Origin of the sequence: Aureimonas psammosilenae (assembly GCF_009176975.1) — a bacterium.
Taxonomy (GTDB): domain Bacteria; phylum Pseudomonadota; class Alphaproteobacteria; order Rhizobiales; family Rhizobiaceae; genus Plantimonas; species Plantimonas psammosilenae.
In genome coordinates this window covers 319,067-335,540 of record NZ_WEZG01000005.1, presented here as the reverse complement: position 1 = coordinate 335,540, position 16,474 = coordinate 319,067, and the positions used below count along the sequence as shown (strand labels likewise).

14 protein-coding genes are annotated in these 16,474 nt (G+C 65.9%); 1 reads left to right on the top strand and 13 read right to left on the bottom strand.

Features of this window, described 5'->3' with window-relative positions; translation table 11 throughout:
- Positions 1–322: 322 nt before the first annotated feature.
- The 13 genes from F9929_RS12165 to F9929_RS12105 form a co-directional block, all read right to left on the bottom strand.
- Positions 323–2,107, bottom strand: coding sequence for an ABC transporter ATP-binding protein (locus F9929_RS12165; protein WP_152046874.1), 1,785 nt, complete (start codon positions 2,105–2,107; stop codon positions 323–325).
- On the bottom strand, positions 2,107–3,051 hold the full coding sequence (locus F9929_RS12160) for an acetamidase/formamidase family protein (protein WP_152046830.1): 945 nt from the start codon (positions 3,049–3,051) through the stop codon (positions 2,107–2,109). The genes F9929_RS12165 and F9929_RS12160 overlap by 1 nt, the downstream gene beginning before the upstream one ends.
- Complete coding sequence (locus F9929_RS12155; RefSeq protein ID WP_152046829.1) at positions 3,051–4,667, bottom strand: ABC transporter substrate-binding protein; 1,617 nt, start codon at positions 4,665–4,667, stop codon at positions 3,051–3,053. Before F9929_RS12155 ends, F9929_RS12160 begins: the two co-directional genes overlap by 1 nt.
- Before the next feature lie 17 nt (positions 4,668–4,684).
- A complete protein-coding gene (locus F9929_RS12150) occupies positions 4,685–5,605 on the bottom strand; it encodes an ABC transporter permease (protein WP_152046828.1) in 921 nt (306 codons plus the stop codon).
- Positions 5,605–6,513 (bottom strand): ABC transporter permease, encoded by a 909-nt coding sequence (locus F9929_RS12145; protein WP_152046827.1) that lies wholly within the window; start codon positions 6,511–6,513, stop codon positions 5,605–5,607. Before F9929_RS12145 ends, F9929_RS12150 begins: the two co-directional genes overlap by 1 nt.
- On the bottom strand, positions 6,491–7,096 hold the full coding sequence (locus F9929_RS12140; protein ID WP_152046826.1) for an ANTAR domain-containing response regulator: 606 nt from the start codon (positions 7,094–7,096) through the stop codon (positions 6,491–6,493). Before F9929_RS12140 ends, F9929_RS12145 begins: the two co-directional genes overlap by 23 nt.
- On the bottom strand, positions 7,093–8,187 hold the full coding sequence (locus F9929_RS12135) for a transporter substrate-binding protein (RefSeq protein ID WP_152046825.1): 1,095 nt from the start codon (positions 8,185–8,187) through the stop codon (positions 7,093–7,095). The genes F9929_RS12140 and F9929_RS12135 overlap by 4 nt, the downstream gene beginning before the upstream one ends.
- Before the next feature lie 241 nt (positions 8,188–8,428).
- On the bottom strand, positions 8,429–9,439 hold the full coding sequence (locus F9929_RS12130) for an ABC transporter ATP-binding protein (RefSeq protein ID WP_152046824.1): 1,011 nt from the start codon (positions 9,437–9,439) through the stop codon (positions 8,429–8,431).
- On the bottom strand, positions 9,436–10,443 hold the full coding sequence (locus F9929_RS12125) for an ABC transporter ATP-binding protein (protein ID WP_152046823.1): 1,008 nt from the start codon (positions 10,441–10,443) through the stop codon (positions 9,436–9,438). The genes F9929_RS12130 and F9929_RS12125 overlap by 4 nt, the downstream gene beginning before the upstream one ends.
- Positions 10,433–11,407: an ABC transporter permease gene (locus tag F9929_RS12120; protein WP_152046822.1), complete on the bottom strand. Its 975-nt coding sequence runs from the start codon at positions 11,405–11,407 to the stop codon at positions 10,433–10,435. Before F9929_RS12120 ends, F9929_RS12125 begins: the two co-directional genes overlap by 11 nt.
- A complete protein-coding gene (locus F9929_RS12115; protein ID WP_235919225.1) occupies positions 11,407–12,456 on the bottom strand; it encodes an ABC transporter permease in 1,050 nt (349 codons plus the stop codon). The genes F9929_RS12120 and F9929_RS12115 overlap by 1 nt, the downstream gene beginning before the upstream one ends.
- 65 nt (positions 12,457–12,521) lie before the next feature.
- The gene (locus F9929_RS12110) at positions 12,522–14,186 is read right to left on the bottom strand and encodes an ABC transporter substrate-binding protein (protein WP_152046820.1); all 1,665 of its coding nucleotides are present in this window, start codon (positions 14,184–14,186) and stop codon (positions 12,522–12,524) included.
- A gap of 115 nt (positions 14,187–14,301) precedes the next feature.
- Positions 14,302–15,024: a helix-turn-helix transcriptional regulator gene (locus F9929_RS12105; protein ID WP_235919223.1), complete on the bottom strand. Its 723-nt coding sequence runs from the start codon at positions 15,022–15,024 to the stop codon at positions 14,302–14,304.
- A gap of 207 nt (positions 15,025–15,231) precedes the next feature.
- Between F9929_RS12105 and F9929_RS12100 the strand changes: the two genes are divergently transcribed.
- Positions 15,232–16,140 carry a proline iminopeptidase-family hydrolase gene (locus tag F9929_RS12100; RefSeq protein ID WP_152046818.1) on the top strand — a complete coding sequence of 303 codons (909 nt, stop codon included), beginning with the start codon at positions 15,232–15,234 and terminating at the stop codon, positions 16,138–16,140.
- Positions 16,141–16,474 lie beyond the last annotated feature (334 nt).

The window sequence follows — 16,474 nt, the reverse complement described above, 5'->3', positions numbered from 1 at the left end:
ATTCTTTTCCCCGGTCTTCTGGCCCCGCTTCTTTTCCTTGGTCGCTTCGATCGACGTGCGGACTGGACGCATTTCCAACGCCCTCAACCTCGTCATCGCGGCGCTCGGTTTCGCGCCGGCTCTTTCGGTCGGCGCAGTCATGCGCTGGAGCGAATGGGGGACATGCCGATCCTCGGTCTTCTGCTTCTCTTTTTGCGCTACGCCCATGCGCTTTGGCGGCGGCGCGTTGGCTTAAGTCTCGGCGACGTGAAGTTCCTGTTGTCCGCACGGAGATGAAAACAGCCCTTCCGCGTTTGCTCCCGATCCCGCTTTCGCGGCAGGTTCATCCCGCCGCCGCGAGGTGGCCGCCGCCGATATCGAGGAGGGACAAGCGCGGCGGCGGATCGTTCGGCTTTCTGATCGCGCTCGGGATGTCGCCGACCAGACGCGGAAAACTGGCGCGGCGGCGCGCCGGATCGGGCACGGGAACGGCCTCGATCAGCCGGCGCGTATAGGGATGGTGCGGGTTTCCAAAGATCTGCGCCCGCGTCCCCATCTCAACGATCTGGCCGAGATACATCACCGCCACGCGGTGGGAGATGTTCTCCACCACCGCCATGTCGTGGCTGATGAAGAGATAGGCGATGCCGAACTCGCTCTGAAGCTCCTTCAAGAGTTCGAGAACGCGCTTCTGGACGGACACGTCGAGCGCCGACACGCTTTCGTCCGCGATGATGAGCTTGGGGCGCAGAGCCAGGGCGCGGGCGATGCAGATGCGCTGGCGCTGACCGCCGGAAAACTGGTGCGGATAGCGGCGCATGGCATCCGGCTGAAGACCGACGCGCTCGAACAGGGCCGCGACGCGCTCCTGCCGCTCGTTGGGCGTGCCGATGCCGTGGATGACGAGCGGCTCGGCCACGAGATCGCCGGCGCGCATTCTGGGATCGAGGGACGCGAAGGGGTCCTGAAAGATCATCTGAACGTCGCGGCGCAAGGCTTTCCGATCCACCACCGAGAGCCCTTGCGCCGGACGCCCCGCGACGGAAAGATGCCCGCCATAGGAAACGAGGCCCGCGATCGCCTTGGCCGTCGTGGACTTGCCGCACCCGGACTCCCCCACGAGGCTCAAGGTCTGCCCGCCCGGAACGTCGAAGGAGATGCCGGCGACGGCATGGACTTCCGCGACCGGCCGGCCGAACAAACCGCCCTTGATGGGAAAGCGCACGGTCAGGTCGCGAATTTCGGCCACCGGCGGCGTCGCGGTCCGCTCCAATGAGGGATCGCCGCCCGTTCCCATGCGCGGCACGGCGGCCAGAAGGGCTCGCGTGTAGTCCTCCCTCGGCTGCGCGAAAAGCGAGGCGACCGGCCCCTCCTCCACCTGCCGCCCTTCCCGCATCACGACGACGCGCGTCCCCATCTCCGCCACGACACCCATATCGTGGGTGATGAGGATAAGGCCTGTGCCTCGGACTTCCTGGATCTCCTTCAGGAGGCCCAGCACCTGCGCCTGGATGGTCACGTCGAGGGCGGTGGTCGGCTCGTCGGCGATGAGGACGTCCGGCTCCAGGGCCAGTGCCATCGCGATCATCACGCGCTGGCGCATGCCGCCGGAGAGTTCGTGCGGATATTGCCGCATCCGCCGCTCGGCCTCGGGAATGCGCACCGCCTGCAAGGCCTCGAGCGCCAGACGCCGCGCTTCCCCCCGGCCGATGGGTCGATGGGCTTCGATCGCTTCGGTGACCTGGCGTCCGACCGTCAGAACCGGGTTGAGCGAGGTCATCGGTTCCTGGAAGATCATGGCGATCCGATCGCCGCGCACGCGCCGCATCTCGCGCTCACTGAGCGTCGTCAGATCGTCGGACCCAAGACGGATCGAGCCGCCGGAAACGACCGGACCGGGCGTGGGCAGAAGCCCCATGATGGCGAGCGATGTCAGCGACTTGCCCGACCCCGATTCGCCGGCGATGCAGAGCGTTTCGCCAGAGCGAAGCTCGAAGGACAGGTCCGACACCAGCGCGCGGCGCTTGGCCCCGTCCCCGACCGCGATGGACAGGTTCGAAACGGAAAGCACGGGTGGCGGAGCCGGCGCGGTCGCGCCGGTCTCCTTCGCATGAGCCGGCGCGAGCATCATTCGAACACGACGCGCGGGAAATAGAAGGACACCACCCAGTTCGGCATGTCGACGATCTCGGAAATGCGAAGGTCGCCGCAGGTGGAAACGAGCATATAGGCGTCGACCGGCGCGAGATTGTACCGCTTGGCCAGAAGCTCCACCATGTCGGAAACCGCCTGACGCGCGCCTGTCATCAGGTCCGGCCCGACGCCCGTCGTCACCTCGTAGCCCTTGGCGTCGAGATGGCGCGTCACCGGCCCCGGCGTCGTGAAGCGCGGCATGGCGAGATTGGCGTTCTTCACGAGATCGAGCGTCAGGACGGCGTTCATCGGGCTTTCGATGGCCGTGCCGCAAACCTCGCCGTCGCCTTGGGCGGCGTGGGTGTCGCCGACCGAAAAGAGCGCGCCGGCGACCTCCACCGGAAGATAGAGCACCGTGCCGGCGGACAGGTCCCGGATGTCGAGATTGCCGCCGACGCGGCGCGGCGGCACCACCGAATGGTGGCCCGCTTCGGCCGGCGCATTGCCGATCGTCCCCGCGAAGGGCTTCAGCGGCACGCGGCCGTGGGCGCCGAAAGCCGCCGGCTCAAGGCTTTGCGCGTCGTATTTCCAGATGGTCAGCGCGGGGTCGAGGAACTGGTCGGCGAGAAGCCCGAAACCTGGAATGTTCGCCGTCCATCCGAAGCCGGACGGCTTGAAGCCCTCGATCGTCACCTTCAGCGCGTCGCCGGGCTCGGCCCCGTCCACGAAGATCGGCCCGGACACCGGATTGATCTTGCCGAAATCGAGGGTCTTCACGCTTTCGACGGTGGAGTCGGGCGTGAGTTGCCCCGCCGACGAATCCCGGCATTCGAACTCGATCGTCGCTCCCGGCGCCACACGGAGCGCCGGTTCGATGGAATTATCCCAGCCGAAGTGATGCTGCCGGCCGTGGATGGTGTAGTCGCAAGCCTTACACATCACTTGGTCTCGACATACTTGTAGTTCATCGGCGTGTTGACCGGATCGACATAAAGCGCGTCGTCGCCGCCCATCTTGTCGGACCGCATCGTGTAGCGCTTTTCGTTGAAGACCGGGACCCAGGGCGCATCGGCCATCACACCCTCGTAGACCTCACCCCAAGCCTTGGCACGCTCTTCGGCTTTGGCCGGATCGACGATGGCGTCGGCGTCAGCCGCCTTTTTGTCGAGGTCCGCGTTGCAGTATTTCGCCCAGTTCCAGCCGCCCTCGGCCGCGCCCGCGCAGCCGAGAATCGGGCCATAGAAGTTCGACGGATCAGGGAAATCGGCGATCCAGGCCATGCCGCCGGACCAGATCATCGGCGCGCCTTCCGCCGAGCCCCCGGCCGCGATCACGTTGGCCTGCGCGAGGCTCTGGATCGAGGCCTTGATGCCCACAGCCGCCAGATCCTGCTGGATCGCCTGCGCGATGCGGGGCTGGGGATCGACATTGGCGACGAAAAGCTCGGTCTCGAAGCCGCCCTCGTGCCCTGCCTCGCTCAGAAGCTTCTTGGCGCCCGCCACGTCGTATTTGTAGCCTTCGAAGTTCTGGACATAGCCCGGCATGGTCGGGGGCAGCGGTTGGTTGGCGGGCGTCGCGCGGCCGTTGATGATCTGGACGATGCGGTCCTTGTTGATCGCCATATTGACGGCCTGACGAACTTTAAGATCGTCGAAGGGCGCGACCTTCACGTTCATGGTGATGTAGCCGGTGTGAAGCTGCACGCCCTGGACGACGCGCGCGGCCTCCTCGGCATTGCCCATCACTTCGCGGAATTTAGCCGGCGGAATGCCGTCGCCGGGAACGTCGACCTCACCGTTCTGGACGCGCAGAAGCGAGACCACCGGCTCCTGGCCGATCTCGAAAGCGATCTGGTCGAGCTTGGGCACGCCTTCGCGGTAGTAGTCCGGGTTCTTGGTCAGGACGAGCTTCTGGCCGAGCGTCCACTCGCTGAGCTTGAAGGCGCCCGTGCCGACGGGGCTGCGGCCGAAATCGGCGCCGGCCTTCTCCACTTCCTCCTTGGGAACGATGAAGGAGAAGTTCAGCGCCATCACCGACAGGAAGGTCGCGTCCGGCCGCGACAGCGTGACCTCGACGGTCTTCGGGTCGATGATCTTGATCCCTGAGAGTTCCGTCGCCTCGCCCGATTGCATCTTATCGAAGCCCTCGATCGAGCCGAGGAAGCCCGCGCCCGGCGACTGCGTCTTCGGGTTCGTGGTGCGCTCGAAGGAGTATTTCACGTCATCGGCGGTCATCGCGCGGCCGTTGTGGAATTTCACGCCGTCGCGCAGTTTGAAGGTGAAGACGCGGCCGTCGGGAGAAATCTCGTAGCTTTCGGCAAGGCCGGGGCGCAGCTTGGCGGTGCCCGGCTCGTAGTCCATCAGCCCGTCGAAAAGGGCCTTGATCATGGAGAAGTTCTGCCAGTCGTAGCCGATGGCCGGGTCGAGGGTCGCGATATCGTCCTTGTAGGTGACGGTGATCGAACCGCCGGACTGCGCCGAGGCGAGGGGCGGGGCGAAGCTCAGCGCGACGGATAGGCCAAGCACTGCTGCGGAGCGTTTCAGGAGGGATGTCATGGCGAACGGCTTCCTTTTCACTGGAGCTTGATGCGGGGATCGATGAAGGGGGCGAGGAGATCGGCGAGGAGGTTGCCGAGAACGATGGCGACCGCGGACACGAGGGTGACGCCCATGATGATCGGCAGATCGACCCGCTGGATCGCCTGCCAAGCGAGCTGGCCGATGCCGGGCCAGCCGAAGACGCTTTCCACCACCACGATGCCGCTCATGAAGAGGCCGATATCGATGCCGATCATCGCGATCACGGGCAGAAGCGCGTTCGGAACCGCGTGGCGGGCGAGGATCGTCCAGCGGCGGAGCCCCTTGGCGCGGGCGGTGCGGATGTAGTCCTGGCGCAGGACATCCACCATCGAAGAGCGCATCATGCGCGAATACCAGCCGGCCCCGAGGACCCCGAGCGTGACGGCCGGCAGCACGAGATGCGAGAAGGTGCCGTAGCCCCCGATCGGGAACCAGCCGAGCTTCACCGCGAAGACGTAGAGGAACAGAAGCCCGACCACGAACTGGGGTGCGGACACCGTGACGAAGGAGCCGACCATCGCGACGTGGTCGGCCGGCCGCCCCCGCCGCACCGCCGCCAGAACCCCCAGCGTCAGGCCGAGAACGAGTTCGCAGGCGATGCCCGCCGCCATCAGGAGGAGGCTCGCCGGCAGGCGCGACCAGATGAGGTCCGACACGGCCGAGCGCTGGAGATAGGAGCGGCCGAGATCGCCTTGCACGAGATTGCCGAGATAGCGCCCGTACTGGACGAAGAAGGGCTGGTCGAGACCGAGCTGGGCGCGAATATTGGCGACCTGTTGGGCGGAAGCCGTGCGCCCCGCGATCTGCCGGGCGGGGTCCGCCGGCAGGAGGTAAAGCAGCGCGAAGGTGACGAGCGAAACGCCGAGGAGGATGAGAACCGCCTGGAACAAGCGGCGCGCGAGATAGACGATCATCAGTCCCGCCCTCCTTCGGTCGGGTCGAGAGCGTCGCGTAAGCCGTCGCCGACGAGGTTGAAGGCGAGCGCCAGAAGAAGAATCGCGATGCCGGGGAAGAATACGAGCCAGGGTGCCGACTGGAAGTAGGTCTGGTTCTCGAAGATGATGTTGCCCCAGGACGCATCCGGCGGCTGAACGCCGACGCCGAGAAAGGACAGCGTCGCTTCCAGAAGCACCGTGGTCGAGATGCCGAGCGTGCCGTAGACGATCACGGTGGAGGTGAGGTGCGGCAGGATGTGGCGGAAGAGGATGCGCGGCGAGCCCGCGCCGAGCGTCTTCTCGGCCGCGATAAATTCCCGCTCGGCCAACGATCGCGTTTCGGAATAAACGACGCGCGCCACCTGCACCCAGTTCACCAAAGCAATGACGAGCGCGACGATCCAAAGGCTCGGGCGCAGCACCGCCGCGAGGCAGATGGCGAGGAGCAAAGCCGGAAACGCCATCATCAGGTCCGTGAAGCGCATCAGGACCGTTCCCAGCACCCCTCGGAAATAGCCTGCCACGACCCCGACCAGCGTTCCGATCACAAGCGCCGCGCCGTTGGCGACGACCCCGATGATGAGCGAATTGCGCGCGCCGTAGAGGATGCGGGACAGGAGGTCGCGGCCGAGGAGATCGGTGCCGAGCCAGTATTTCTCGGACGGCGGCAGGGGTGAGCCTTCCAGGGTCAGACCGTCGAAGAACTGCTCGTTCGGATCGAAGGGCGCGACATGGGGCGCGAGCGCGGCGGCTGTCACGACGCCCGCAATGATGACGAGGCCGAGAACCGCGAGCTTGCGGCGAAGGAGCCGGCGCAGAACGCCCTCCCCATCGAACGGCGCCGACGCGGGCGGCGGAGCCGTGTCAGGCCCGACGAGGACGCTCATGCGAGGCCTCCCTGTTCTTGAGGTCGACCACGCGGCGCGCCGCTTCTTCCATCGTCACCTGCCAGCTCATGGCGAGCGCGCGCAGTTGCGCATAGGCTTGAGCCTCGTCCGTCCCGGCCGAGGACAAAGCCACCACGGCGCGAACCACCGTCTGGCGCTCGGCCACCCGTTCCTTCAGGGCCGCGATCTCGGCGGCGAGGCGGCGGCGCTCGTCGAAGGCACGCCGGGCGATCAGGAGCGCGGAATAAACGCCGGCATTGCCGACGGGCTTCACGATCTGCGCATCCGCCTGCCGCGACAAAGCCCATTCGATCCGGCCCGGCGCTTCCGATCCGATCAAGGCGACCATCGGCATGGGGGCCTCGTTCGCTCCCCACGGAAACTGCTCATCGAAGCCGAGATCGACGTCGAAGAACAGGAAGTCCGCAGCCGCGGCCGATGGCGGCAGTTCCGGCCAGGATTGCACGACGTCGAGCCCGATCGCATCGAGTTGCCGGGTCAGCGTTTCGACGCTCGGATGCGGGCGATGGAGCAGAACCGCCTTCGCCCCGCCGAGATTGGGGATACGTGCGCGCCGGGTCATCGCACCATCCTCAAGGACGGGCGGAACGTGGCGACGGGATCGTAGCGCGACAGATAGGGATCGGCCTCCACCATTCGCGCGCTCGCCTCGATCACCTCGAAGCCGAGCCCTCGAATGCGCCCGATGAAGAAGGGCAGGCTGGCATGCTGCGTGGCGCGGTCGATCCGGATGGCGCCGAGCGCGGTGCGGAAGGATCGCCCGGCGAGCGCGCGGCGCACCGCTTCAGGCTCGTCCGTTCCGGCGAGTTCGATCGCGTCGGCAAGCGTCGTGACCGCCGCATGGGCCGCCGCTTCGAAGCTGGAGCGCGAGCCTTGGCCTCCATCGTGCATGAAGGGCAGGCAGGACAGATGCCCCTCGCCGTGGGGGAGGATGGAGGGCAATTCCTGTTCGGTCAGGTTGCAGGAAAGCACCGGCCGTCGCTCCGGGCGGAAGCGTTCGTCCTTGCGCCCAAGGGCTGCATAAGCCTCGTAGAAGGCGTAGGATGAGGGCCCGATCAGGTTGTTGAGGACGAAGTCCGGCGCGGTCGCCCGGATCTCCTCGATCAGCCGCGAAACGTCCGTATCGCCGAGCGGCAGATAGCGCTCCCCACTCACCTCGCCGCCTGCATCGGCCACGAGATCGCGGGCGATGCGGTTCATTTCCCAGCCCCAGATGTAGTTGGAACCAAGAAGAAAGGCGTTACGGCCGAAGCGTCCCGCGACATGGGCGAAGAGCGGCACGAGATGCTGGTTCGGCGCAGCGTTCATGTAGACGACGTGATCGTTCGTCTCGAAACCCTCGTAGGGTGCCGGATACCAGAGAAGGCCGCGATGGCGCTCCAGAGCCGGGATCACTTCCTTGCGGCTCCAGGACGTGATGCAGCCGACGATATGGCGGGCGCGCGTTTCGGTGAGGAGTCCAGCGCAAAGCGGCGCATAGGAGTCGGTGCGCCCGGCCGGATCGCGCTCCACTGGCACGAACTCGATTCCACGCGCCGGATCGGCATTCACCGCCGCGATGCCGCCCAGCGCGCCCTCGCGGCAGGCCGCTCCGAGACGCTCGTAGCTGCCGGAGCGCGAAAAAAGGATTCCGATTTCGATCCGCTGCTTCAAGGAGGTGGGTCCCGAAACGAAAAAACCCCGCAGTTCGCGAAAGCCGAAATGCTTCCATGCGAACGAACGGGGCTCGATTGCCGTCCGGCATCCAGGGCCGGTATGTGGGTGACAGCTTGCGTCAGTGCCGAGGCGGCGTCAAGCGCGTTGACGCGATTATATGCCTGCCTAGATTTTCAGCAGATAGGGAGGAGTTTCCAGCACTAGCAGGAGTTCGGGTTGCCTTCTCAAACCGCCGGCGTCAGGACGGAAAATGACAGGCCGCCAACGTATTTGCGCCCTTGGCCTCGAGGAGCGGTCGCGTCGTTCGGCAAAGGTCCTGCGCCTTCGGGCAACGGGGCTCGAAGCGGCATCCCGATGGCGGCTTCGCCGGGCTCGGCAGTTCGCGGGCGACGGTGGCGCGACGGTCGCGCGTCTTGCGTCCGCGCGCGTGAGGCTCGGGAATCGCTTCCAGAAGCATCGCCGTATAGGGATGGCGCGGGTTCTCGAAGATCTCATCGACCTCGCCGAGCTCCACGATGCTGCCGAGAACCATCACCGCGACGCGGGTCGAGATCTGGCGCACCACGGCCAGATCATGGGCGATGAAGACATAGGTGAGGTTGAAGCGGTCCCTGAGGTCGCAGAAGAGGTTCACGATCTGCGCCTGGACCGAAACGTCCAAGGCGGAAACGGGCTCGTCCGCAACGATGAGCTTCGGCTTCAACGCCAGAGCCCGCGCGATGCCGATGCGCTGGCGCTGGCCGCCCGAGAGTTCGTGCGGGTAGCGGCGCGCAAAATCGGCGGGCAGTTCGACGCTTTCGAGGAGCTCGCCGACGTGGGTTTCGATCTCGGAACTCTTGGCGAGAGCATGAACCCGCAGCGGCTCGGCGAGGAGATCGCCGATGCGGCGGCGCGGATTGAGCGAGGCGTAGGGGTCCTGGAACACCATCTGCAACCCGGCGCGCAGCGGGCGAAGGCGCGAGAGGGACAGGTCGCCGATATCGCGGCCGTCGAATTCCAGCCGCCCGTCCGAAAGATTGTGGAGGCGCGTCAAACAGCGGCCGAGCGTCGACTTTCCGCAGCCCGATTCCCCGACGAGGCCGAGCGTTTCGCCGGGCATCACATCGAAGGACACGTTGTCGACGGCGGTGAGAATGCGACGGCGCGCGGCGAAAAGGGAATTGCCGATCGTGTAGCGCTTGGTGATGCCGCTCGCGCGCAGAAGCGGGCGGGGCGGGACCGGAGCCGATGGATTGTCGGCGGCGCTCATGCAGCGATCTCCCCTTCGCGCCGGAAGCGCTCTTTGGCGGCATCCGGCAGAAAGCAGGCGACGCTCTGCGCGCCTTCAGGAACAAGCGGCGGGCGGGTGGAACAGGGGGCAAATGCGTAGACGCAGCGGGGCGCGAAGGCGCAGCCCTCCACCGGCGCGCCGTTCGAGGGTGGAAGGCCCGGAATGCCGGTCAAGCGCGGCGGGCGCGGACCCCGCAGCGGCGGGATCGAGTTGAAGAGACCGTGCGTGTAGGGATGGCGGGGGGCAGCGAAAAGGTCGCCGACCGGTCCGCTTTCCACGATCCGCCCAGCATACATCACCGCCACCTTGTCGGCGATCTCCGACACGACGCCGAGATCGTGCGTGACGAAGACGATGCCCGTGCCGTGGTCGCGGCGCAGGCGGTCGAGAAGGGCGAGGATCTGCGCCTGCACCGTCACGTCGAGCGCCGTTGTCGGCTCGTCCGCCACGATCAGGCTCGGCTCGCAGGAGACAGCCATGGCGATCACGACGCGCTGGCGCATTCCGCCCGACAATTGATGCGGGAAACGCGGAAAGACACCGACCGGATCGGGAATGCCGACCTCGGCGAGAAGCCGCAAAGCCTTCTCGCGCGCGGTTTTCGCCGACAGGCTGGAATGGGCGCGGATCTGTTCCACGATCTGCGCGCCAACGGTGTTAACGGGCGTCAGGGCCGTCATCGGGTCCTGGAAGATCATCGAGGCCCCGGCGCCGCGGATGCGGCGAAGACGCCGGGGCGACATGCCCACCAGTTCCTCGCCGCCGAGCCGCACGGAGCCGGAAAGTTCGGCATTCGGATCGAGAATGAGGCCGAGGATCGACAGAAGCGTTTGCGTCTTGCCGGAGCCGGATTCGCCGACGAGGCCCAGCACTTCTCCGTGCTCGACATCGAAAGACACCCCGTCCACCGCGCGAACCGTGCCTCGTTCGGTGCGGAAGGCGACCTTCAAGTCGCGGATCACGAGCAGCGGCTCAGCGGGCATCGCGGACCCTCGGATCGATCACGGCGTAAAGGGCATCCACCAGCGCATTCGCCACCACCACGAAGAAGGAGGCGTAAAGAACGGTCGCGAGGATCACGGGCAGGTCCAGCGTTTGAAGCGCGTCGTAGGTCATCTTGCCGACGCCGCGAAGGCCGAAGACCACTTCCGTCAAAAGCGCACCGCCGCCGATCAGCGCGCCGAAATCGAGGCCGAACATCGTCACGAAGGCCACCAGCGATGATCGCACGCCGTGGCGCAGAAGGATGCGGCCTTCCGACAGGCCCTTGGCGCGCGCCGTGCGCACGAAGTCCTCCTGCATGGTCTCGATGAGGTCGGCGCGAAGGATGCGGCCGTAGAGGCCGATATAAAGGATGGCCAGCGTCACCCACGGAATGAGAAGCGCCTTGAACCAGCCGACCGGGTCGGTGAGGAGCGGCTTGTAGCCGAGCGGCGGCACCCAGGAAAACAGGAACGTGTGGTGAAGCCGGCTTTGGGACAGGAGGTTCATCACCTCGCCGACCCAAAAGACCGGCATGGATACCCCGACGAGGCTGATCGCCATCAGCGCCTTATCGGCGAGCGAGCCGCGCGCGGCAGCCGCCGCGACGCCGACGATGAGGCCGCCGAGAACCCAGAGAACCGCGGCCCCAAGAACGAGGGACAGCGTGACGGGAATGGCCTTGGTGACGGCCGGCACGACCTTCTGCCCCCGGTTCACGAAGGAGGTGAGGTCCTGCGTGATGAAAAGGCGCTTCATCATCAGCCCGTATTGCACCGGCAAAGGCTGATCGAGCCCGAAACTCTGGCGCACCTGGGCGAGCGTCTGGGGCGAGGCGTTGCGCCCGGCGATGCGCGCCGCCGGGTCCGCGCCGGGCGTCGCGAAGAAGATCAGGAACACGATCACGCTGATGCCGAACATCACGAAAACGAGCCGGCCGAGGCGGGACAGGATCGCCAGCAGCATCAGGCGATCCTCACCTTGGCGCGCGGATCGAAGGCGTCGCGCACCCCGTCGCCGAGGATGTTCAGCGCCAGAACCGTCAGCGCGATGGCAAGGCCGGGCGCCAGGGCCACCACGGGCCGCGAGTAGAGAAGCCCCTGCCCGTCCTGAATGATCGTGCCCCAGGAGGCGTCCGGCGGCTGCACGCCGATCGACAGAAAGGACAAGGAGGATTCGGTGATCATGTTGAGGGCGAGAAGGATCGGCACCATGACGATCACGCGTGGCACGACGTTCGGCAGAAGATCCTTGAAGAAGACGCGCCAGGGCGGCACGCCGAGCGCGGTGGCGGCGGCGATGAACTCCGAGCGCATGAGGGACAGGGTCTGCCCCCGGATCGGACGCGCGACATAGGGAACATAAACGATGCCGATGATCGCTATGGGAAGCCAGAGACTGCCGGCCCTGACTTCGATCGGCCCGATCGTGATCCCTTGCGCGATGAGGACGATCGAAAGCGAAATCGCGAGGAGATAGATCGGAAAGGCCCAGAGGACGTCGAGGATGCGGTTGAGGACACCATCCACGACCCCGCCGAAGAAGCCGCAGGCGAGGCCGACCGCGACGGCCAGCGTAAGGGTCAGGATCGTCGCCGAACCCGCGATCAGAAGCGAGTTCCGCCCGCCATAGAGCATCCGCGCGGCCACATCCCTGCCCTGGTTGTCGGCCCCGAGGATGTAAGGGCCCCAGCGCCCCGTCGGCCCGATCGGCGTCACCCCGAGCCCGAGGCCGGTGGTGGAGGGCTCGAGAACGGACAGGACCTTCCCGTCCAGAGTGATCTGGCCGTTGAGATTGGTGGCGAACGGGTTGGTGCCGGAAACGTGCGAAGCGTAGAGCGGCGCGCAAAGACAGGAAAGCGCCACCACCAGAAGAACGAGAAGCGCGATCATCGCGGCGCGATCGCGCTTCAAGCGTCGCCAGGCGATGGCCCAGGGACCGGGCGAGGCAGGGGTCGCGGGCGCCTGCGAGGCTTTGGCGACGGATGCGGGCTGTTCGAGAATGCGATCGGTCACGGCACGCCGGGAAACAGGAGGCGGAAGGGCGCGGCCCGAAAGGGTCGCGCCTCCCATCGGATGGCTTACTGAACCGCGAGCTTGGAGAAGATCGCGTAGAATTGCGGGCTGAAGGTGAAGTTCTGCACCCGCGACGACACGAAATCGACGCGCTTCGGGGTGAACAGAACGGCGGCGGGTGCGGCGTCGGTCACCAGTTTGTCGACCTCGGTCCAGATCGGCAGGGCTGCCTTCGGGTTGGTAACGCCGGCGGCGAAGGCTTCCTTCATCTTGGCTTCCACCTTCTCGTCGCAGAAGCCGGCGATGTTGACCGATGCATCCGACCCCGGATGGAAGGACGCGCAGGAGAACAGGACGTTCAGGAAGTTCGAGGGTGAGGGATAGTCCTGGAACCACTGCGAGATCGACATCTGCACCTTGTTGTTGGTGTTCTGGATGTAGGTGAACTGCAGGTTCTGGGAGATCGGCTGGACGCTCGCCTTGTAGCCGAGCTCGTTGAGGACGTCCTGAAGGTAGACGCCGATGGCGCGGGACACGACCGTGTCCTCGGCGATGATCTTCACTTCCTGGCCGGCCGTGCCGCTCTCGGTGACGAGCGCCTTAGCCTTCTCCATGTCGGGCGCCGACCACGCGGTGCCGGGATTGGCCGTGTAGGGGCAATAGGGCGTGTAGCCGGGGAAGCCGGGCGGCAGGATCTGGCAGGCCGGCTGGGCGAGGTTCGCGCCCCCGAACAGCTTCACGAGGGCGTTGCGATCGATCGCGAAGTTCACCGCCTGACGCGCCTTCACGTTGTCGAAGGGCGCGACGTTAGTGTTCATCGGCGCGTACCACATGGCCGACAGCGGGTGCAGCGAAACCTGGTTGGCATATTGCGTGCCGATCTCGGCCAGACGATCGGGCGGGGGCGGATCGAACATCCAGTCGGCGTCGCCGTTCTGGATCGCGGTGACCGCCGCTTCCTCCGTCAGGCCGAAATCGTAGGAGATGTCGTCCACCAGACCCTCCGGCTGCGCCTCAGTGCTCCATTCAGTGAAGTTCGGATTGCGCGAAAGCTTCAGCGACGCGTTCGGATCGTAGGACTGGATGACATAGGGGCCGGTGCCGGGGATCGGCGTCGTGCCCTGGTCGCTCGTCGCCGTTCCGGCCGGGACGATATAGGCATGGGGCACGGCGAGCTTCTGAAGGAACTCGCCGTCCGGGGCCGTCAGGTTGATCGTGACGGTGCCGGCCGCCTTGTCGGCGACGACGCCGCCTTCCAGCGTGCAGTCGGCCGGGGTGGACAGGCACTTATCGGCGCCGACGATGCCGTTGTAGAAGGTGCCGGCGGTCGGCCCCGACACCTTGAAGATGCGTTGGAAGGACGCGACGACATCGTCGGTGGTCAGGTCCTGGCCGTTCGAGAACTTGATGCCGGGCCGCAGCTTGAACGTATAGGTCTTGCCGTCGTTCTCAGGGGTCGGCAACGCCTCGGCCAGATCCGCGACGACTTCGAAGCCCGTTTCGTCGCCCGCCTTGCGGAAGGTCACGAGCCCGTCATAGGCGATGTAGAAGATCTGCCATTGCTGCAGCGTGTAATTGATGTGGGGGTCGATCGTGCCGGCGGCGGCGCGGGCGAGAAGGCGGAGCGAGCCGCCCTTCTCCTGGGCGAGCGTCGGCGAAGGCGCGGAGGCCACCGCGACCACCCCGCCCGCAATCATGGCGGCAAGAACACGAAGTCTCAGGCGCGGCATGGCCGGTCTCCTTCCTTTGGGGACCCGTCATCGGGTGGCGGGCGTCGAAGCTGATCGCAGCGTGGAACGTGAAGCGGCCGCGCGCCAGCTATCAAAACTCATAGGGTCGGACGGCTCAAGAGGCCGCGTCGAGGAGCCGGTAATGAGCGGCACGAGCCACGGCCTGGAACCGGTTGCGCGCACCGAGCTTGCGCCCGGCGCTGTTGAGATGCAGCGTCACCGTCGGCACGGAGCGATCCAGCCGCCGGGCGATCTCCTTGGCCGTCAACCCTTCGGCGCAAAGGCTGAGGCATTGCACCTCGCGGGGCGACAACCGCATGGCGCGCGAGCGCCGCGTTTCCGGCGAGAAGCCGGCCTGCGCGATCTCGTGGAAGGTCTGCCCCAGAAGTCCGATGGCCGGAGCGAGGCGCACCGCCACATCCCCGAAGTCGCGCTCGGCGTCGACGCAGATCGCCGTGAATGTCGCGAGATCGCCGCCCGGATGATGGATCGGCACCGTCACCCCGCAGGAAAAGCGCATGTCGCGCATATAACCGAGAACCGGCCCGTGGCGTTCGCACAGGACCTTTTCCATGATGCGGCTTTGCCGCCCGAAGGCCGACCAGACGAAAGGCGCGGTCGAAGACAAGGCGGCGTCCTGCACCGGATCGAGCTGATAGAAGCCGTCCCGCCACAACCGCATCATGTCGTCCGGCACCCGTCTGGCTTCCAGAATGTTGGGCGTGATGAGCACCCCGTCATGGCTGCGGGGAACGGGGGTGTAGTCGTAGATCACCGATGTGAAGCCGGCATGCTCGACAAGATCGAGGGCGGCGTCGAGCGCCGGATCGAATGCCATTCCGGGCGAAAGGCGATCGGATAGGTCGGACAGGATCGACATGGGTCCGGATGGTGGCACCCTGACCGCCTGCCCGTCAATTGTGCGCGCTCATTTCAGTGGCAACTTACGTGGCATTCAACCCTTGGACCCTCTTCTTTTCGATAGGTGTCGGATCGCGCGGCGGGCGGCGTAGAATCGGCCCGCTTCAAAAGGGGGGAAGGCTTCATGTCCAATACAGCCGATGTCGTCGAAGGCTTTGCCGATCACGGACCCTACAAGACCTGGTATCGCGTGACGGGCGACCTTCGAGCCGAGCCCCTGCCGCTGGTGATCGCCCATGGCGGACCCGGCTGCACCCATGATTACGTCGACAGCTTCAAGGACCTCAGCGCGAACGGGCGCGCCGTGATCCATTACGACCAGATCGGCAACGGTCGCTCGACCCACCTGCCGGACAAGGGCGGCGACTTCTGGACGGTGGACTTCTTTCTCGGCGAACTCGACAATCTCCTCGACCATCTCGGCATTCGAAACCGATACGCCCTTCTCGGCCAATCCTGGGGCGGGATGCTGGGGTCCGAGCACGCGGTGCGACGCCCGCCCGGATTGAAGGCGCTGATCCTCGCCAATTCGCTGGCCTCCATGGATCTGTGGGTCGCAGGCGCGGCGAAGCTGCGGGCCGAACTGCCGGCGGAGGTGCAGGAAGCGCTCGACCGGCACGAAGCGGCCGGCACCACTGAGGACCCGGAATATCTGACCGCAAGCCGCGTCTTCTACGACCGCCATGTCTGCCGCGTCACGCCGTGGCCCGACGAGGTGGCGCGCACGTTCCTCGCGGTGGAAAGCGATCCGACGGTCTATCACACGATGAACGGTCCGAACGAGTTCCATGTCGTCGGCACCATGCGCAACTGGACCGTGATCGATCGGCTCCACCAGATCGAAGCGCCGACGCTTGTGTTCCGAGGCGCTTACGACGAGGCGACGCCCGAATGCGTGCAGCCCTTCATCGACCGCATTCCAACCGTGGAATCCGAGGTCTTCCCCGAGTCCAGCCACATGCCGCATGTGGAGGAGAAGGAGGCATGCCTCGCCCGCGTCGAGACGTTCCTGCGCCGCCACGACGGACATTGAACAGGCCTGCCGCCAGTCATCGCCGGCAGGCGGCGTAAAGCGTTTCGCAGCGAGCCGGCACCAAACAAGGCTGACCTTTCGCCAGCGCGGCGGTTCGCCCTTTCGATGGCCACCGGCTCGATCGCGACCGCGGTCGAGCCATCGCCAAACTGGCCCGCGGGCTTCGACACCGCTGAAAACAGATCGTCGCCATCATCGTCGGGGCGATCGATCCTGCTTGCCCTTCGCGCGACTTTCCAGCGACCAGACCAACGAAACGACGCGCGTTCGCGACGAACGGCGCCCTTGGCGATGCCCCAAGCCGAAGCTGAGACTTCACTCCCTCGTTTCCCGT

What these genes read in the sequence shown, in the direction of transcription:
- F9929_RS12155 (WP_152046829.1), bottom strand. Translation starts at nt 4,667, where the DNA reads ATGACATCCCTCCTGAAACGCTCCGCAGCAGTGCTTGGCCTATCCGTC.
- F9929_RS12120 (WP_152046822.1), bottom strand. Translation starts at nt 11,407, where the DNA reads ATGCTGCTGGCGATCCTGTCCCGCCTCGGCCGGCTCGTTTTCGTGATG.
- F9929_RS12110 (WP_152046820.1), bottom strand. Translation starts at nt 14,186, where the DNA reads ATGCCGCGCCTGAGACTTCGTGTTCTTGCCGCCATGATTGCGGGCGGG.
- F9929_RS12160 (WP_152046830.1), bottom strand. Translation starts at nt 3,051, where the DNA reads ATGTGTAAGGCTTGCGACTACACCATCCACGGCCGGCAGCATCACTTC.
- F9929_RS12130 (WP_152046824.1), bottom strand. Translation starts at nt 9,439, where the DNA reads ATGAGCGCCGCCGACAATCCATCGGCTCCGGTCCCGCCCCGCCCGCTT.
- F9929_RS12100 (WP_152046818.1), top strand. Translation starts at nt 15,232, where the DNA reads ATGTCCAATACAGCCGATGTCGTCGAAGGCTTTGCCGATCACGGACCC.
- F9929_RS12145 (WP_152046827.1), bottom strand. Translation starts at nt 6,513, where the DNA reads ATGAGCGTCCTCGTCGGGCCTGACACGGCTCCGCCGCCCGCGTCGGCG.
- F9929_RS12140 (WP_152046826.1), bottom strand. Translation starts at nt 7,096, where the DNA reads ATGACCCGGCGCGCACGTATCCCCAATCTCGGCGGGGCGAAGGCGGTT.
- F9929_RS12150 (WP_152046828.1), bottom strand. Translation starts at nt 5,605, where the DNA reads ATGATCGTCTATCTCGCGCGCCGCTTGTTCCAGGCGGTTCTCATCCTC.
- F9929_RS12165 (WP_152046874.1), bottom strand. Translation starts at nt 2,107, where the DNA reads ATGCTCGCGCCGGCTCATGCGAAGGAGACCGGCGCGACCGCGCCGGCT.
- F9929_RS12125 (WP_152046823.1), bottom strand. Translation starts at nt 10,443, where the DNA reads ATGCCCGCTGAGCCGCTGCTCGTGATCCGCGACTTGAAGGTCGCCTTC.
- F9929_RS12105 (WP_235919223.1), bottom strand. Translation starts at nt 15,024, where the DNA reads ATGGCATTCGATCCGGCGCTCGACGCCGCCCTCGATCTTGTCGAGCAT.